This is a genomic window from Mangrovihabitans endophyticus (genome assembly GCF_014646155.1).
Classification (GTDB): domain Bacteria; phylum Actinomycetota; class Actinomycetes; order Mycobacteriales; family Micromonosporaceae; genus Actinoplanes; species Actinoplanes endophyticus.
The window spans coordinates 1-13,930 of the sequence record NZ_BMMX01000022.1 but is presented as its reverse complement, the minus strand read 5'-3'; the positions used below and the strand labels follow the sequence as shown (position 1 = coordinate 13,930).

Annotated in this window: 12 protein-coding genes and 1 pseudogene; 3 read left to right on the top strand and 10 right to left on the bottom strand. The window is 73.8% G+C overall.

The features are described from left to right. Positions 1-12: 12 nt before the first annotated feature. Positions 13-1,263: a cupin domain-containing protein gene (locus IEY73_RS21420; RefSeq protein WP_189081067.1), complete on the bottom strand. Its 1,251-nt coding sequence runs from the start codon at positions 1,261-1,263 to the stop codon at positions 13-15. A gap of 10 nt (positions 1,264-1,273) precedes the next feature. Then, the gene (locus IEY73_RS21415; protein WP_189081066.1) at positions 1,274-1,522 is read right to left on the bottom strand and encodes a BatC protein; all 249 of its coding nucleotides are present in this window, start codon (positions 1,520-1,522) and stop codon (positions 1,274-1,276) included. A gap of 213 nt (positions 1,523-1,735) precedes the next feature. Here IEY73_RS21415 and IEY73_RS21410 point away from each other — a divergent pair, with 213 nt between their 5' ends. Beyond that, positions 1,736-2,512 (top strand): aminotransferase class IV, encoded by a 777-nt coding sequence (locus IEY73_RS21410; protein WP_189081065.1) that lies wholly within the window; start codon positions 1,736-1,738, stop codon positions 2,510-2,512. 10 nt (positions 2,513-2,522) lie between these two features. On the opposite strand, the gene IEY73_RS21405 is transcribed toward IEY73_RS21410, so the two are convergent. From IEY73_RS21405 to IEY73_RS21385, 5 genes are all read right to left on the bottom strand, one after another. After that, a complete protein-coding gene (locus tag IEY73_RS21405; RefSeq protein ID WP_189081064.1) occupies positions 2,523-3,395 on the bottom strand; it encodes a DUF72 domain-containing protein in 873 nt (290 codons plus the stop codon). Between the two features lie 76 nt (positions 3,396-3,471). Beyond that, a complete protein-coding gene (locus IEY73_RS21400) occupies positions 3,472-3,894 on the bottom strand; it encodes a TraR/DksA family transcriptional regulator (protein ID WP_189081063.1) in 423 nt (140 codons plus the stop codon). A gap of 190 nt (positions 3,895-4,084) precedes the next feature. After that, a complete protein-coding gene (locus IEY73_RS21395; protein WP_189081062.1) occupies positions 4,085-4,717 on the bottom strand; it encodes a nucleoside/nucleotide kinase family protein in 633 nt (210 codons plus the stop codon). A 25-nt stretch (positions 4,718-4,742) separates the two neighbouring features. Further along, positions 4,743-5,279, bottom strand: a complete 537-nt coding sequence (locus IEY73_RS34255; RefSeq protein ID WP_306661518.1) for a winged helix-turn-helix domain-containing protein — start codon at positions 5,277-5,279, stop codon at positions 4,743-4,745. Positions 5,280-5,656: 377 nt separating this feature from the next. Then, positions 5,657-6,034 (bottom strand): cupin domain-containing protein, encoded by a 378-nt coding sequence (locus IEY73_RS21385; protein WP_189081060.1) that lies wholly within the window; start codon positions 6,032-6,034, stop codon positions 5,657-5,659. A 169-nt stretch (positions 6,035-6,203) separates the two neighbouring features. Here IEY73_RS21385 and IEY73_RS21380 point away from each other — a divergent pair, with 169 nt between their 5' ends. Continuing rightward, positions 6,204-7,109: a DUF3500 domain-containing protein gene (locus IEY73_RS21380; RefSeq protein ID WP_189081059.1), complete on the top strand. Its 906-nt coding sequence runs from the start codon at positions 6,204-6,206 to the stop codon at positions 7,107-7,109. Positions 7,110-7,166: 57 nt separating this feature from the next. Here the strand turns inward: IEY73_RS21380 and secA2 are convergent, their stop codons facing one another. Further along, entirely contained in the window at positions 7,167-9,458 is a 2,292-nt protein-coding gene (secA2, locus tag IEY73_RS21375) for an accessory Sec system translocase SecA2 (RefSeq protein ID WP_189081058.1), read from the bottom strand. 16 nt (positions 9,459-9,474) lie between these two features. Further along, on the bottom strand, positions 9,475-11,298 hold the full coding sequence (locus IEY73_RS21370; RefSeq protein WP_189081057.1) for an ABC transporter ATP-binding protein: 1,824 nt from the start codon (positions 11,296-11,298) through the stop codon (positions 9,475-9,477). Between the two features lie 90 nt (positions 11,299-11,388). Here IEY73_RS21370 and IEY73_RS21365 point away from each other — a divergent pair, with 90 nt between their 5' ends. Then, the gene (locus IEY73_RS21365) at positions 11,389-12,120 is read left to right on the top strand and encodes an ATP-binding protein (RefSeq protein ID WP_189081056.1); all 732 of its coding nucleotides are present in this window, start codon (positions 11,389-11,391) and stop codon (positions 12,118-12,120) included. 62 nt (positions 12,121-12,182) lie between these two features. Here IEY73_RS21365 and IEY73_RS21360 read toward each other — a convergent pair. Beyond that, positions 12,183-13,930 (bottom strand): annotated as a pseudogene (locus IEY73_RS21360) (hypothetical protein); the annotation flags it as partial.

Below are 13,930 nucleotides of genomic sequence, written 5' to 3'. Positions count from 1 at the left end.
GGCCGGCGGGGCTCAGTCCCCGGCCGGCACCAGCAAGCCCTCGCGCAGCAGGCGCCGCACCAGCACGAGCCGGTCCGGGTCGTCGTCCAGGGGCAGCGCGCCGACCGGGTGCACGGCGCCGTCCAGCACCGTGGTCAGCGCCGCGGCGCAGAACGCCGGGAACCGCAGTGTGCCACCGGTCAGGCGCAGCACGACGTGCTCCGCGCCGTCGTCGTCGAGGCGCCAGCGCAGCCCCGGCCGCGCGGTGACCCGGTCCGCGGCGGTCAGCGACTGCGCGAACGACAACTGCGCCAGCGGCCGGATCGGCGCCGGACGCGCCGACGGCCAGGTGCGTTCCCGCAGCCGGGCGGCGACCTGCGCCGGGTCGGCACGGGTCAGCCAGTCACGCAGCGCATCCACCGTCTCGGCCAGGTGCGGCTCGACCTGGTCCGGTTCGCCGGCGTCCAGGCCCAGCGGCAGGCCGGCGCGCAGCCGGCGGTCCTCGGCGGCCAGCGCGAGCAGTTCCTCGACCAGCGCGTACCGGGTGAGGGCCCGGACGCCGACGGTCAGATGCAGCGACCGCTCCCCCTGCGCCTGCGCCGAGTGCAGCCACCCGCGGGGCAGGTAGAGCGCATCCCCGGGGGTGAGCACCACGTCGAGGGCGGGTTCGCCCTGTGCGGTGGCGCCCACCTCGTCGGCCCGGCCGCCCCAGGGCTGGCGCTCCAGCGGGTCGCTCAGCACGGGCGGGTGGATGCGCCACCGCTTGGTGCCGTCCACCTGGAGCACGAACACGTCGTGGGTGTCGTAGTGGGTCGCGAAGCCCTGGCTGGCCGGCGGCGTGAGATAGGCGTTGATCTGCAACGGCTGCCGCAGCTCGGCGCCCAGCCGGCCGGCGAACTCGATCAGCGGCGGCCAGATGCGGTGCAGCCCCTGCAGCACCAGGGTGGCGCCCTCGGCGTACAGGCGCATCACCTTGTCGTCCACCACCTGGTCGCTCACCTCGGCGCCGGCGCCGCCGCTGCCGGTGAAGCACGCGGCGGGCAGCACGGTGCCCTGCCGGGCCACCCGCAGGAACGGGGTGCGCAGGCCCCGGCGGCTGAGCAACTCGTCCACCGCGTCGGCGGACAACAGGTCGGCGAAACCGTCCGGCCCGGCCAGCTCGGCGGCGCGCGACAGCAGGGGCGCGTGGCCCCAGTGCGCCTGCGCGAATTTCTCCAGCTCGACCGCGACACACCGGGCCAGGGCCGGGCGGCCGTGCGGGCCGCCCGGCGTGGCGTGCGTCATCGTCCGCGCCTCAGGACGCGGTGCCGTCGGCGCCACCGTCGTGGCCCGCCGGGTTCGCACCGCCGTCGGCCGGGCCCTCGCCCGCGCTCCCGTCGGCGCCACCGTCGCGACCGGCCGGGTTCGCACCGCCGTCGGCCGGGCCCTCGCCCGCGCTCCCGTCGGCGCCACCGTCGTGGCCCGCCGGGTTCGCACCGCCATCGGCCAGGCCCTCGCCGCCTGCCGCGCCGCCGCCAGTGATGTCGTCGTCGTTGAGTCGCATGCCATAGCTCCTTGTCGCGGGTACGCCCCCGCAGGGGGCGTGGTGGAGCCCTCGTCGTACCCGCCGCCGATCACGTCTAACCGATCGCCGCGCGGGTATCGCATCTCTCGTGCTGGCGATCGGAACCGAACGGCGCGGCGCGGCGTTGTGCTGGGCGGACCGGGGCGGTGGCACCTCGCCGGCCGTCCGGCGTCAGGCCCTAGTCTGGCTGTGATGAACGTCGAACTGAACGGGCGTGCCCCGCAGCCCGCCGAGTTGCTACGCGCCGGCTACGGGCATTTCACCGTGATGCAGGTGCGCGACGCCCGGGTCCGCGGCTTCGCGCAGCATCTGGCCCGGCTGGACGACGGGAACGAGGCGTTCTTCGGCGCCCGCTCCGACTTCGCCGGCGAGACCCGGCTGCGCGAGCTGATCCGGCATGCGCTGCGCGGCACCGGGGACGCGACGGTGCGGGTGTCGATGCTCCCCGGCCCGGACGGGTTCGCGCACCCGGACGTGCTGGTGGTGGTCGACGATCCGGTCCCGGACACGCCGGCGCCGCCGCTGCGGGTGCGCCTGGACCCGTACGAGCGTGACTGGCCGGAGCACAAGCACGCGGCCACCATGGGCCTGCGGTACGCGCGATGGCGGGCGGAGCGCGCCGGGTTCGACGACGCGCTGTTCGTGAGCCGGGACGGCCGGATCAGCGAGGGCAGCACCTGGAACGTCGCGTTCTGGGACGGCGACCAGGTGCTGTGGCCGCGGGCGCCGGCCCTCAAGGGGGTGACCATGGTGTTGTTGCAGATCGCCCTGACGATGACCGGGACGCCGTGGTCGATCCGCGAGATCGGTGCCGGGGATCTGCCCGACCTGCTGGCCGCTGCCGCGGTCAACTCGTCGTGCCCGGCGCAGCCGATCGGGGTGATCGACGACGTGAAGTACGGCGGGGTGACCGGGCTGACCGATGCGCTGACCCGGGCGTGGGCGACGGTGCCGTGGGACGAGATCTGAGCCGGTCGCCTCAGTCGCGGTCCAGCAGTTCCACCATGGTGGCGGCGTTGCGCTGAGCGTAATCGCCGGAGCAGTTGTTGAAGAAGACCTGCGTGCGGTCGGTCTCGGCGGCCAGGACGCGCAGCCGCGGCGCCCACGACGCCAGCTCCTGCGGCGAATACTCGTACCCGAACTTCTGATAGATGTCCTTGCTGGTCCACTTGTCGCTGTGCCCGTGGAAGCGCACCACGGCCAGGTCGGCGGTGGCGGCGAGCACCGGCGGCACGGACGAGCGGTGGCCCTGCGGCATGTCCACGCAGACGAACGGCAGGTGGTGGGCGCGCAGGAAGTCCAGGGTCTCGGTCTCGTTGCCGCCGGCGAACCAGGATTCGTTGCGCAGTTCGAACACCGCACGCAGCGGCTTGCACCGGGCCGCGACCTCAAGCAGGTAGTCCTTGTTCGAGCGGCGGATGCCGAACCACGGCGGGAACTGGAACAGCACCGCGCCGAGTTTGCCGGCCCGGTGCAGCGGTTCCAGCGCGGTGAGGAACCGGGTCCAGATCTCCTCGTACGCCTGCGGCGGCAGGTCGCGCGGGTAGACGTTCGCCTTGCCGGTGTCCGGCCGCAGATCCTTGTAGATCGACGAGACCCGGGTGGGATGCCCGGTGAGCAGGCTGTACGCCTTGATGTTGAAGGTGAAGCCGGGCGGGGTGCGCTCGGTCCACAGGGCGGCGGTCTGTTCGGCCGGCGGGCCGTAGTAGGTCGAGTCGACCTCCACCACGGCGAACCGTTCCGCGTAGTAGGCCAGGCGTTTGCGCGCGTCGTCCGCGCCCGGCGGGTACCAGCCGGATGCCAGGAGCGTCTTGTCGGTCCACGAGGCGGTGCCCACGGCGATCTCACCCATGAACCGCCAGGCTAGTCCCGATGACGACGGTCCGCCGCCGGGGTGGGGCCCGGGCGGCGGACCGTGTGCGTGGTGCTCAACCGGCGCGGCGTTCCCGGTTGGCCTTGCAGGTCACGCAGGTGGTGGCCGACGGGAACACCTCCAGGCGGGCGACCGGGATCGGGTTCGCGCAGCCCTCGCAGTAGCCGTAGCTGCCGTCGGTGAGACGTTGCAGGGCCAGTTCGGCCTGCGCGCGGCGGTCCAGCAGGGTGCGCAGCAGCGAGGTGGCCGCGTCCCGTTCGGCCGTCTTGGAGCCGCTGTCGGCCTGGTCGTCGCCCGCGGCATCGCCGATCTCGACCAGCCGCAGTTGCTGGTTCTCCGCGAGCGCCGACTCGTACTCGGTGTCCAGTTGCTCGAAGCGGCTCCGCAGCACGGCCCGGATCTGCTCGACTTCCTCCGGTGTGCGGCGCTTGCCGGTCTCGGCGGTCTTCCCCGTGACGACTGCGCTGTTGACGAGCATTGTGATCCCTGCCCTTCCCTCGGCCCCTGCCGGTGTGATCCCCGCGACCGGTTCCCCACCTCATAAGTGGAGCCCGCTCATACCCACCGCCGAAGATCCCAAACGGGATCTTCACTGAAAAGTAGTCGGAGCATAACTGTCAGTGCTCGACTTCGCCACGGAGTGGCCGATTGAGGGCATGAATGAACTCTCAGGACGGATCCTCAACCACGGCCGGGTGCCGCAGATCATCCCAGCGCACCACCACATCGGCGAACGAGGCCGGCGCGACCTCCGCGGCGTACCGCTCGTACGCCGGCAGTGACCAGCGCAGATGCGGTTCGGCGCGGCGGCGCAGGGCGGCCTGGGAGAGCTGCAGATGCACGGTGGCGTCGAACGGCAGTCCGGCCCCGAGCAGCAGCGGACCGTCCATGAGGATCACCGCCGAGGGCGGCAGTGTCGAGTACGGTTCGCGGGTGGCACGATCGGTTTCCGGATCCCACAATGTGGTCACGATGGTGCCGGTGCCGCCGGGTCCGGCGGGCTCCAGCACCTCCCGGCGCAGCGCCGCCTCGTCGAACCAGCCGTGGTAAAAGGCGTCCGGATCGGTGCGGCCGAACTCCAGGCGCACGGACGCCGGGCGCAGGAAGTCCCCGGCGGACACGCGCACCGCGGCACGGCCGCGCACCCGCAGCGGGTCGACCAGCGCGTCGGCGAGCAGGCCGGGCGCCGCCGGGGGCGGGCCGTCCACGGCGACCCGCAGACGCCGCCCCGGCTGCTGCCCGGCGAAACGGTCGGCGAGCTCGTCGACCAGGGCGGCGAAGCTGACGGGCCGAACACGCATGGCGGCCACGGTAGCGCCGCCCGGTTCAGTCCTGCGGCTGCACCACGATGCGGGCGTCGTCCGCGAGGCGGTAGCCGACGCCGTACACGGTGGTGATCAGCGGCGCCTGGCCGCCCAGCTTGACCCGCAGCCGGCGCACGTGCACGTCCACCGTGCGCTCGCCGGTGTGGTCGTAGCCCCAGACCCCGGCCAGGAGCTGCCCCCGGGTGAACACCCGGCGCGGGTGCCCGGCCAGGAACTGCAGCAGGTCGAACTCCAGCCGGGTCAGCGGCAGCGCGACACCGTCCAGCAGGACCTGGCGGGAAGCGGCCAGCACCTGCACCAGCGGCCCGGTGCCGGCCGGCTGGTCGAGCGCCGGGCCGACCGGCGCCGCGCCGGTGTCCCCGTCGGCCGCGCCCGGCTGCGTGGGCACGCCCGCCAGGTCACGGACGCTCGGCGTCGCGCCGTCCTCGTCGTAGGCGACCGTGCCGTTACCGGCCTCGACCAGGTCCCGCACCGCCTCGATGAGCCGGTGCGCCTGCGGGCTCAGCGTGTCGTCGGTCAACGGTATGGCGACCGTCACGGTGACCGCCGGCGACTCCCCCTCCGCCGCGCCGATCACCACCCGGCTGGCCCGCGGGCCATGTCGTGTGACTCGCGCGGACAGTGCCGTGACCGGCATGACCCCTCCCCGGGTGGCGGCTCATTCATCATGACGCGCGACATGATCGACGCATGACGGCAGGAGCACACAAAATCATTATGTGGTGACTGCGGTTTCCCCAAAACCGCGACCGATGGTTCCGTCGGCGCTGTTCGACGGTCAAGTTGCCAACCACAGTGTGGGAAAAACGTTCCACAATCACTTCTTACCGTACGGACCCGACGCGCAATGCGATCGAAAAAGCGATTCCCGTCACGTTACCGGGAGACCGGAAAGAACTTTCCTTGACGCGGGGATTAATTATCCGGGCATGGCAGTCGCCACCCCGGCAGGGACGGCCAGCGCACGGTGAGAACCACGGTCTCCCGCGGGCCGGCCCGCCAGGAATGATCCTCACCCGGTCCCCACACCACATAGTCGCCGGGTTGGCGTAACACCACTGTCCGGTCGCGGAGCCGGATGTCGAAAGTGCCACTGATCAACACCAGCAATGCGGTGCGGGTCTCACCGACGGCCCACGCCGCGCGTTCTTCGCCGGGTGTGTGCACACCCCACTTCACCTCCACGTCCGTCGAGTGCAACAACGTGCCCTCGGGCATGAAATGGCCGAGCAGCCAGCCCTGGTTACGGGCACCGTCGACACCCGCGCGGCCGACGTGGACGTTCTCCGGCATCGGCGCATGTTACCGGCCCGCCGAAATGCCGATGAGTGAGGGTTATTCGCCGGCCTTCCCGACCGCCGGGAGGCCGCGATGATCTTGGTCGCGCCGAATGACCTCAATGTAGGCTGCGGTGACGGCGGCGCACGGGAACCGCGCCGCCGCGGGACGGGAGTGAGCGGCGGTGCATACCGAGGCGACGGCCTTCCTGGCCGCACTGACCGGCGCGCAGCGGGCCGAGGCCGCCCGCGCGTTCGACGACGAGGCGGCCCGGCGCTGGATCGAGTACCGCCCGCGCCCCCGGCCGGGACTCTCCCTTGCCGCGCTCGGTGAGACGGCCCGCAAGGCCGCGCACCGGTTGCTCGCCACCGGCCTGAGCGAGTCGGCGTACGCGCAGGCGATGACCGTGATCGCGCTGGAGGAGGTGCTGGACCGGCGGGAGGGCTGGCAGCGCGGGCGGCACAGCGAGGACTACCGGGTGGTGGTCTTCGGCGAGCCGGGTGACGACCGGTGGGCATGGCGGTTCGAGGGGCACCACCTGTCGGTGACCATGACGGTCGTGGACCAGGTGATCGCGCCCGCGCCGGTGTTCCTGGGCGCCAACCCGGCCCGGGTGGACGTGGCCGGGCGCCCGGCGGTGCGCCCGCTGGGCGTCGAGGAGGACCTGGGCCGGGAGTTGCTGGCCGCGATGACCCCGGCCACGCGCGGGCGGGCGGTGGTGGCCGCGCTGGCGCCGCCCGACGTGCGCACCGGGACCCGGCCGGTCGCCGCGCTGCAGGAGCCGCGTGGCGTGCCCCGGCAGGATCTGCGGCCGGGCGAGCGCGACCTGCTGGACCGGCTGGTCGGCGCGCATCTCGGGCGGCTGCCCGCGCCGCTCGTGCCACCGGCCCGTGATCTGCACTTCGCCTGGGAGGGTGCGTCCGGCCCGGGGGCGCCGCACTACTACCGCATCCAGGGCGACGACCTGATCATCGAGTTCGACAACACCACCGCGGACGGCAACCACGCGCACTCGGTGCTGCGGCGCCCGTGCGGCGACTTCGGCGGCGACATCCTCGCGGCCCATCACGCCACTGCCGCACACCCCTGAAACGGCGCACCGCGACGGCGTCTGCCGGACCCGGCGCGCCGGGTCCGGCAGACGCCGTCAGGAGCCGCTGCTGGAGATGCGGCGTCCGACGGCGGCGATCAGCCGGTCCAGTTCGGAGCCGAACGGGTTGTCGTGCACCAGGTACGTCCAGGTGGCGCTGGGCCGGACGATCTCCGAGCGCTCCGGCTGCCAGCCGTCGCCGAGGTCGGCCTCCTCGAACGTCTCGATGGTGCGCGCCTCGATGTCGGTGAACAGTTTCTGGAAGGCCGGCACCGCCGCGCGGTGGAACTCGTCCAGCGGGTCCAGCTTGCCCAGCGCCCGCAGGTGCACGCCCTCACGCACCTCGGACAGCTCCGCCAGGTGGTGCGCCCAGAGCCGGTCCAGGTGGTACAGCGCGATGGCACGGGCCGCCTCGGACAGCACGTCCTCGTCGGTCTCCTTGGCCTTCTCCGGCGCGCGCTCCAGCAGCATGATGGCGGCCACCTCGGAGGTGAGCAGCCGCTCGCGGCGCTGCGCGAGGGCGATCCGCTGCTGCTCGATGACCACGCTGTAGCGCCAGGTGTTGCGGTGGATCTCGTGGTTGACGCCCTCGGCCACCCGCTGGGCGTGCTCCACCGCGTACTCCACCTGCGGGTCGTGCACGACGCCGTCGATGTCCATCCGCGGCGACGCCGGCAGCGCGTCCCCGGCGTGCCGGGTGACCAGGTCGTCCTCCAGGCTGACGAAGAACACCGAGCCGCCCGGATCGCCCTGCCGGCCGGCCCGGCCGCGGAGCTGGTCGTCCACCCGGCGGCTGTCGTGCCGGCCGCTGCCGATCACGAACAGGCCGCCGAGCTCGACCACCGCGTCGCGGTCGGTCTCGTCGCTGCCGCCCAGGCGGATGTCCACGCCCCGGCCGGCCATCTGGGTGGAGACGGTGACCGCGCCGAGCGCGCCCGCCTCGGCGATGATGGCCGCCTCCTCGGAGTCGTTCTTGGCGTTCAGGACCACCGACGGCACCCCGGCCGCGGCCAGTTGCTTGGCCAGCAGTTCGGAGGCCTTCACGTCGAGCGTGCCGACCAGCACCGGGCGGCCCTTCTCGTGGGCCAGCTTGATCTCCTCGACCAGCGCCTCGTCGCGCATGTCGTGCGCCGAGTAGATCCGGTCCGGCTCGTCCTCGCGGATGTTCGGCGTGTTCGGCGGGATCACCGCGACTTCCAGCTTGAAGTATTCGCGGAGCTGCTCGCCGACGTGCACGGCGGTGGCGGTCATCCCGCACACCGTCGCGTACAGCGCGATGTACGCCTGCACGGTGATGGTGTCCAGCACCTCGCCCTCGGCGGTGGCGTTCAGCCCTTCCTTGGCCTCCACCGCCGCCTGCAGCCCGTCCGGCCACCGGCGGCGCTGCGCCACCCGGCCGCGCATCTCGTCGATCAGCTCCACGCCGCCGTCGCGCACGATGTAGTCCACATCCCGGCGCAACAGCGCGTGCGCGTGCAACGCCACGTTCAGTGCGGACAACTGGGCGTACTGCTCGTCGGCGTACAGGTCGACGCCGAGCTGCTCCTCCAGCCGGGCCAGCCCGGCGTCGGTGAAGGCGACGCTGCGGCCGTCCTCCGCCGCCTCGTAATGCTTACCCGCCTGCAGGTCCCGGACCAGGTCGGCGGCGGTGTGCACCGGATCGCTCCCGCCCGGCACGCTGCCCGCCAGCACCATCGGCACCCGGGCCTCGTCGATGAGGATGGAGTCGGCCTCGTCCACGATGGCGCAGGCCAGGTCCTGCTGCACCCGGTCGGCGATGTCGGTCACCAACTGGTCGCGCAGGTAGTCGAAGCCGGCCTCGCTGACCGAGACGTACGTGACGTCGGCGGCGTAGGCCTCCCGGCGCTCGTCGCGTGTGGACGCCTCGGTGACCCACCCGACGGTGATGCCGAGCCGGGTGTAGACCGGTTCCATCCACTGCGCGTCGCGGCGGGCCAGATAGTCGTTGACGGTCAGCACATGCACCGGGCCGTGGCCGCGCCGCACATGCCCGTACGCGGCGATCGTCGCGGTCAGCGTCTTGCCCTCACCGGTGGCCATCTCGGCGACCCGCCCGTCGAGCAACGCCATCGCGCCGAGCAGTTGCACGTCGAACGGCCGCTCGTCCAGCGCCCGCCGGGCGGCCTCGCGGCCGACCGCGCAGATCTCCACGTGGTCCGCCGCCTTCCCGGCGGCCTCGGTGAGCGCCTCGTCGTCGAGCTCGCGCAGCGCTTCCTCACGGTCCTCGATGGCGCTCAGCCGCCTGGCCAGCGGCCCGAGGTCGACCGTCGTGCCCGGACGCTGCAGAAACTTGCGGAACCGGCTCTTCAACCGCTGCGAGACACCCATGGCGGATTACGGTACTTCACTTTGGGCGTGTGGCAGGTGCCGACTCCCTGTCTGCCGACTCCCTGTCCCGCGGCGGCTCGGCGACGAGGAGCTGGTGGGTGGCCAGTTCGCGGTACAGCGCGCTGCGCTCGACCAGTTCGCCGTGCGTGCCGGTGGCGACCACCCGCCCGGCGTCCAGCACCACGATGAGATCGGAGTCGACCACCGTGCTCAGCCGGTGCGCGACCACCACCAGGGTGCGCCGGTGCGCCGCCGCGGCCACCGCGTCGCGCAACGCCGCCTCGTTGCGCGCGTCGAGGTTGCTCGTCGGCTCGTCCAGCAGCATGATCGGCGCGTCGGCGAGCAGCGTACGGGCGATGGCCAGCCGTTGCCGTTCGCCGCCGGACAGCAGCACGCCACCCTCGCCCACCTGCACGTCCAGGCCCTCCGGCGCGCGGGTGGCCAGCCCGCCCAGGTTGACCTCGGCGAGCGCGGCCCGTAGCTGCGCCTCGTCGGCCTGCGGGGCGGTCAGCAGCAGGTTGTCGCGCAGCGTGCCGGCCAGCACCGGCGCCTCCTGCTCGACGTAGCCGAGCCGGCGGCGCAGCGCCGCCCGGGGCAGATCGCGCACGTCCACGCCGTCCACGCAGACGGTGCCGCGGCCGGCGTCGTAGAACCGCTCGATCAGCGCGAAGACGGTGGACTTGCCGGCGCCGGAGGGACCGACCAACGCCACCCGGGCGCCGCACGGCACCCGGAACGACACCTCGCGCAGCACCGGTTCGCCGCCGGGATAGCCGAAGCTCACCCGGTCGAAGACCACGGCGTCGGCCCGGTCGGCGACCGCCGCGTCATCCGCCGGTGCGGACTGGCCGGCCGACGGCGCTGGCGTGCGGTCGGCGTCGGTCTCGGTGGGCAGGTCCAGCATCTCGGTGATGCGTTGCAGGGCACCCAGTCCGGTCTGCACCTGCGTGTACGCGTTCAGCGCCTGCCCCAGCGGGACGACCAGGAAGAACAGGAACAGCACGAAGGCCACCAGGGCGCCGACGGTGATCGCGTCGGACGCCACCCGCGCCCCGCCCACGGCGAGCACCAGCAGGAACGCCCCCTGGGTGGCCACCAGCGCGGCCGGTCCGACGAACGCCTCCAGCCGGGCCACGCGCATCCCGGCCCGGTAGGCCCCGGCGGCGTACCCGCCGACCGTGTGCGCCTCCCGGTCCTGCGCGCCGCTGGCCCGGATGGTGCGGGCCGCGGACAGGGCCCGCTCGGTGGCCGAGGTCATCTCGCCCAGCCGCGCCTGCGCCTGCTCGGACAATCCGCGCACCCGCCGGGACGCGGCGACCGCCACCGCCATGCCCAGCCCCAGCCCGCTCAGCGCGACGGTCAGCAGCAGCGGATCCAGCACCGCCATGGCGATCACCGCGCCCACCACCATGACCGCCCCGGACACCATCTCGAACAGGCCGGAGGTGACCACCGCCCGCAGCAGCGTGGTGTCCGCGCCGACCCGCGACAGCAGGTCCCCGGTGCGGCGCCGGTCGTACTCGGCGATCGGCAGATGCAGCAGATGCCGGGCGAGGCGGCGGCGGGTGTCCAGCACCAGGCCCTCGCCGATGCGTTTCAACAAGAAGTCCCGCACGCCGCCGAACACGGCGGCGGCGACCAGCAGGCCGACCAGCACGGCGACCGGCGCCGCGATCGCCCGGCCGACCGAGATGCCGTCGAGCACGTGGCGCACCAGGACCGGCTGGGCCAGCGCGGCCCCGGCGGAGAACAGCGACAGCGCGGCGACGAACGCGAGGGTGGCCCGATGATTCCTCAGGTACGGCAGCAGCGCCGCCAGACCTGCCCGTCTCCCCCGCATTTTTCGAGCGTACGCGGGAGTTTGCCGGTCGCCGGGTGCGGGCACCATCTGCGGGCACCCGCCGGGGACGACATGCGTGGAGGGGGGCGTATGACGAGTCAGCTGGTATGCCGGCCGGAACAGGATCTTCCGGTCGGGCTGCTGCGCGTCGGCGGCAAACTCGACGCGATCACCAGCACCGCGCTGCGGCACGCCATCGCCCGATCGCTGTCCACCCAGCCTGACAAGCTCGTGGTCGACATCGCCGGCATGACGGTGGTCGACCCGCACGGGCTGAACGCGTTCAGCGACGTGCTGTGCCAGACGAGCGAATGGCCGGGCGTGCCGGTGGTGCTGTGCGGGGCGTCCGCGGAGACCGCCGACACGGTCGCCGCGTGGCCCGGGTGCCAAGAGCTGCGAATCGCCCAGAGCTGGGAGACCGAAATGGCCGAAGACACCACGCAGGAGGAGTCCCGGCGGATCAGGGTGCGGCTGCGCCCGGTGCCGGACGCGTGCCGCCAGGCCCGGCAACTGGTGACAAAGACGTGTGCCGCGTGGCAGCTTTCCGGCGCGGCGTCGACCGCGGCCCTGGTGGCCTCGGAACTGGTGGCCAACGTGGTGCGGCACGCGCACACCACGATGGAGTTCACCCTGGGCATGCGCGGCGACCGGATCTGCCTGACGGTGCGCGACAGCAACCGGCGGATGCCGCGCCTGGTGGCGCCGGGTTCGGCGGACGCGGGCGGGCGGGGACTGCGCCTGGTGCGCGAGCTCACCGAGTCATGGGGCGTGCTGCCGGTGCCGGGCGGCAAGGTGGTGTGGAGTCACCTGGCACCGGCCTGACACGGTGACCGGCGCCCGGCGCCCGGCGGCCCAGCGGCGCCCGAGGCGCTGGCGCACCGGGATCAGTCGGACGGGCCGGGGCGCTGCGGCGGACCACTCGGATCCGGTTTGTCCCCGTTCGACGCGCCTTCCTCCGCGCCTCGGTCGCCCGGTGCGCCCCGATGCTCGCCGCCGTTCGGCCATTCCGGCGGTGCCGGCTGCGGCGCCGACACCGCTGGCGGCGATGGCGACGGCGGTGTCACCGACGCCGGGAGACCGCTGCGGGCGGGCAGCCCGGAGGGCGCGTCGCCGGGCGCCACCGCACCGGGCGCCACCGCACCGGGCGCCACCGCACCGGGCGAGCGCTCCGTGACCGGGCGCCCGGCGGTGACGCCGCCGACCGAGGGCAGGCCGGATGGCTCTGCGGCGCCCGGCGGTTGCTGCGGGCGGTTGACCTGCCCTAGCTGCGGCGGTTCCAGCGGCGGGCGCGACCGCTGTCCCCACGCCGAGGGCTCCTGCCGGCCAGCTCCGGAAGCCGCCGGCTCGCTCGGCGCGCCACCGGACAACGGCCGGTTGACCTGCCCTAGCTGCGGGGGTTCCAACGGCGGGCGGGCCGGTGCCGCGCCCTCCGGACCCGGCCGTGCCGGATTCGCCGCGGGCCGCTGCCCGAGCACCGGCCGTTCGCCGTACGGGGCGGGACCGTTTCCGGCCTCGCGCGTAGCGGCGGGCGGGTTCCCGAGGCCGGGTCCGCTCGTGCGGGTGTCCGTCACCGTCGGGCCGCTCAGGTCGACACCCTTCGGCGTCGGGATGACGCCGGGTTGCCGCGCACTCGCGGAATCATCCCCGGCCGGGCGGCCCAGCCGGATGCCGCCGAACCCAGCGGCCGGTTCGTGGCCGGGTGCCGCGCCGCCGACGCCACCCGAGTTTGCGGTACGGCTGTCCGCCGTACCCGGATCGCCGGTACGGCCGTCCGCCGTACCCAGGGTGGCGGGGTTGGGGTCGCCGGAGCCGCTCGGCGCGGTCCGTGCGGATCCGGAGTCCGGCGTGGCCGGGCCGGGGTTCGGCCGGGCGTCGACGGCCGGCGGCGCGGGCGAACCGCCAGGAGCGGGCGAACCGCCAGGAGCGGGCGAACCGCCAGGAGCGGGCGAACCGCCAGGAGCGGGCGAACCGGACGCGGCCGAAGCCTCGGTTGCGGCGCGGGCGTCGGCGCAAGGATGGCCGGTCCGCGGAGCGGACGGCACGAACTGCGGGGCGTCCAGCGGCCGGTTCTGCTGGGTGAAGATCGGCGGACCGAGCAGCAGCGGGTCGACCTCGCCGGCCGGCGCACCCCCGGACGCGGCTCCAGCCGGCGCCGCGGTGCCGGGGCCGCCCAGCCGCGCGTCGGGGCCGCCCAGCCGCGCGTCGGGGCCGCCCAGCCGCGCGTCGTCCCGGCTCGGCGTCGCAACGGCAGCGACGGCGTCTTGTCCGGGCCCGGACGGGTCGCCGGCCACGCGAGCCGTAGCGGGCACGTGAGCAGCGGTTGTGTCCGGGCCGGGGCCTGCGGACGGCGACGTGTCCGGCGCGGGCGCGAACGTAACGTCACCCGTCGGGCCCGCTGCGGGAGAAACGGTCGTCTCCCGGTCACGGGAGACCGCGGGGGCTGCAGGGGCCGGGGCAGCCGGGGCGGCCGAGGCAGCCGGGGCAGCCGGGGCAGCCGAGGCGGCCGGAGCAGCTACGCCCACCGGCGCGAACGGCGCGGTCCCGGTGGAGGCGCGCGGCTTGCCGCCCGGGTCGCCGGTCCGGGCGGGCGCCGCGTCGGCCCCGGCGGCCGGGCCGCCGCCCGCAACGAGAT

Coding starts and splice junctions, on each gene's coding strand:
- IEY73_RS21405 (WP_189081064.1), bottom strand. CDS start 3,395: ATGGGTGAGATCGCCGTGGGCACCGCCTCGTGGACCGACAAGACGCTC.
- IEY73_RS21365 (WP_189081056.1), top strand. CDS start 11,389: ATGACGAGTCAGCTGGTATGCCGGCCGGAACAGGATCTTCCGGTCGGG.
- IEY73_RS21410 (WP_189081065.1), top strand. CDS start 1,736: ATGAACGTCGAACTGAACGGGCGTGCCCCGCAGCCCGCCGAGTTGCTA.
- IEY73_RS21400 (WP_189081063.1), bottom strand. CDS start 3,894: ATGCTCGTCAACAGCGCAGTCGTCACGGGGAAGACCGCCGAGACCGGC.
- IEY73_RS21395 (WP_189081062.1), bottom strand. CDS start 4,717: ATGCGTGTTCGGCCCGTCAGCTTCGCCGCCCTGGTCGACGAGCTCGCC.
- IEY73_RS21415 (WP_189081066.1), bottom strand. CDS start 1,522: ATGCGACTCAACGACGACGACATCACTGGCGGCGGCGCGGCAGGCGGC.
- IEY73_RS21385 (WP_189081060.1), bottom strand. CDS start 6,034: ATGCCGGAGAACGTCCACGTCGGCCGCGCGGGTGTCGACGGTGCCCGT.
- IEY73_RS21370 (WP_189081057.1), bottom strand. CDS start 11,298: ATGCGGGGGAGACGGGCAGGTCTGGCGGCGCTGCTGCCGTACCTGAGG.
- IEY73_RS21420 (WP_189081067.1), bottom strand. CDS start 1,263: ATGACGCACGCCACGCCGGGCGGCCCGCACGGCCGCCCGGCCCTGGCC.
- secA2 (WP_189081058.1), bottom strand. CDS start 9,458: ATGGGTGTCTCGCAGCGGTTGAAGAGCCGGTTCCGCAAGTTTCTGCAG.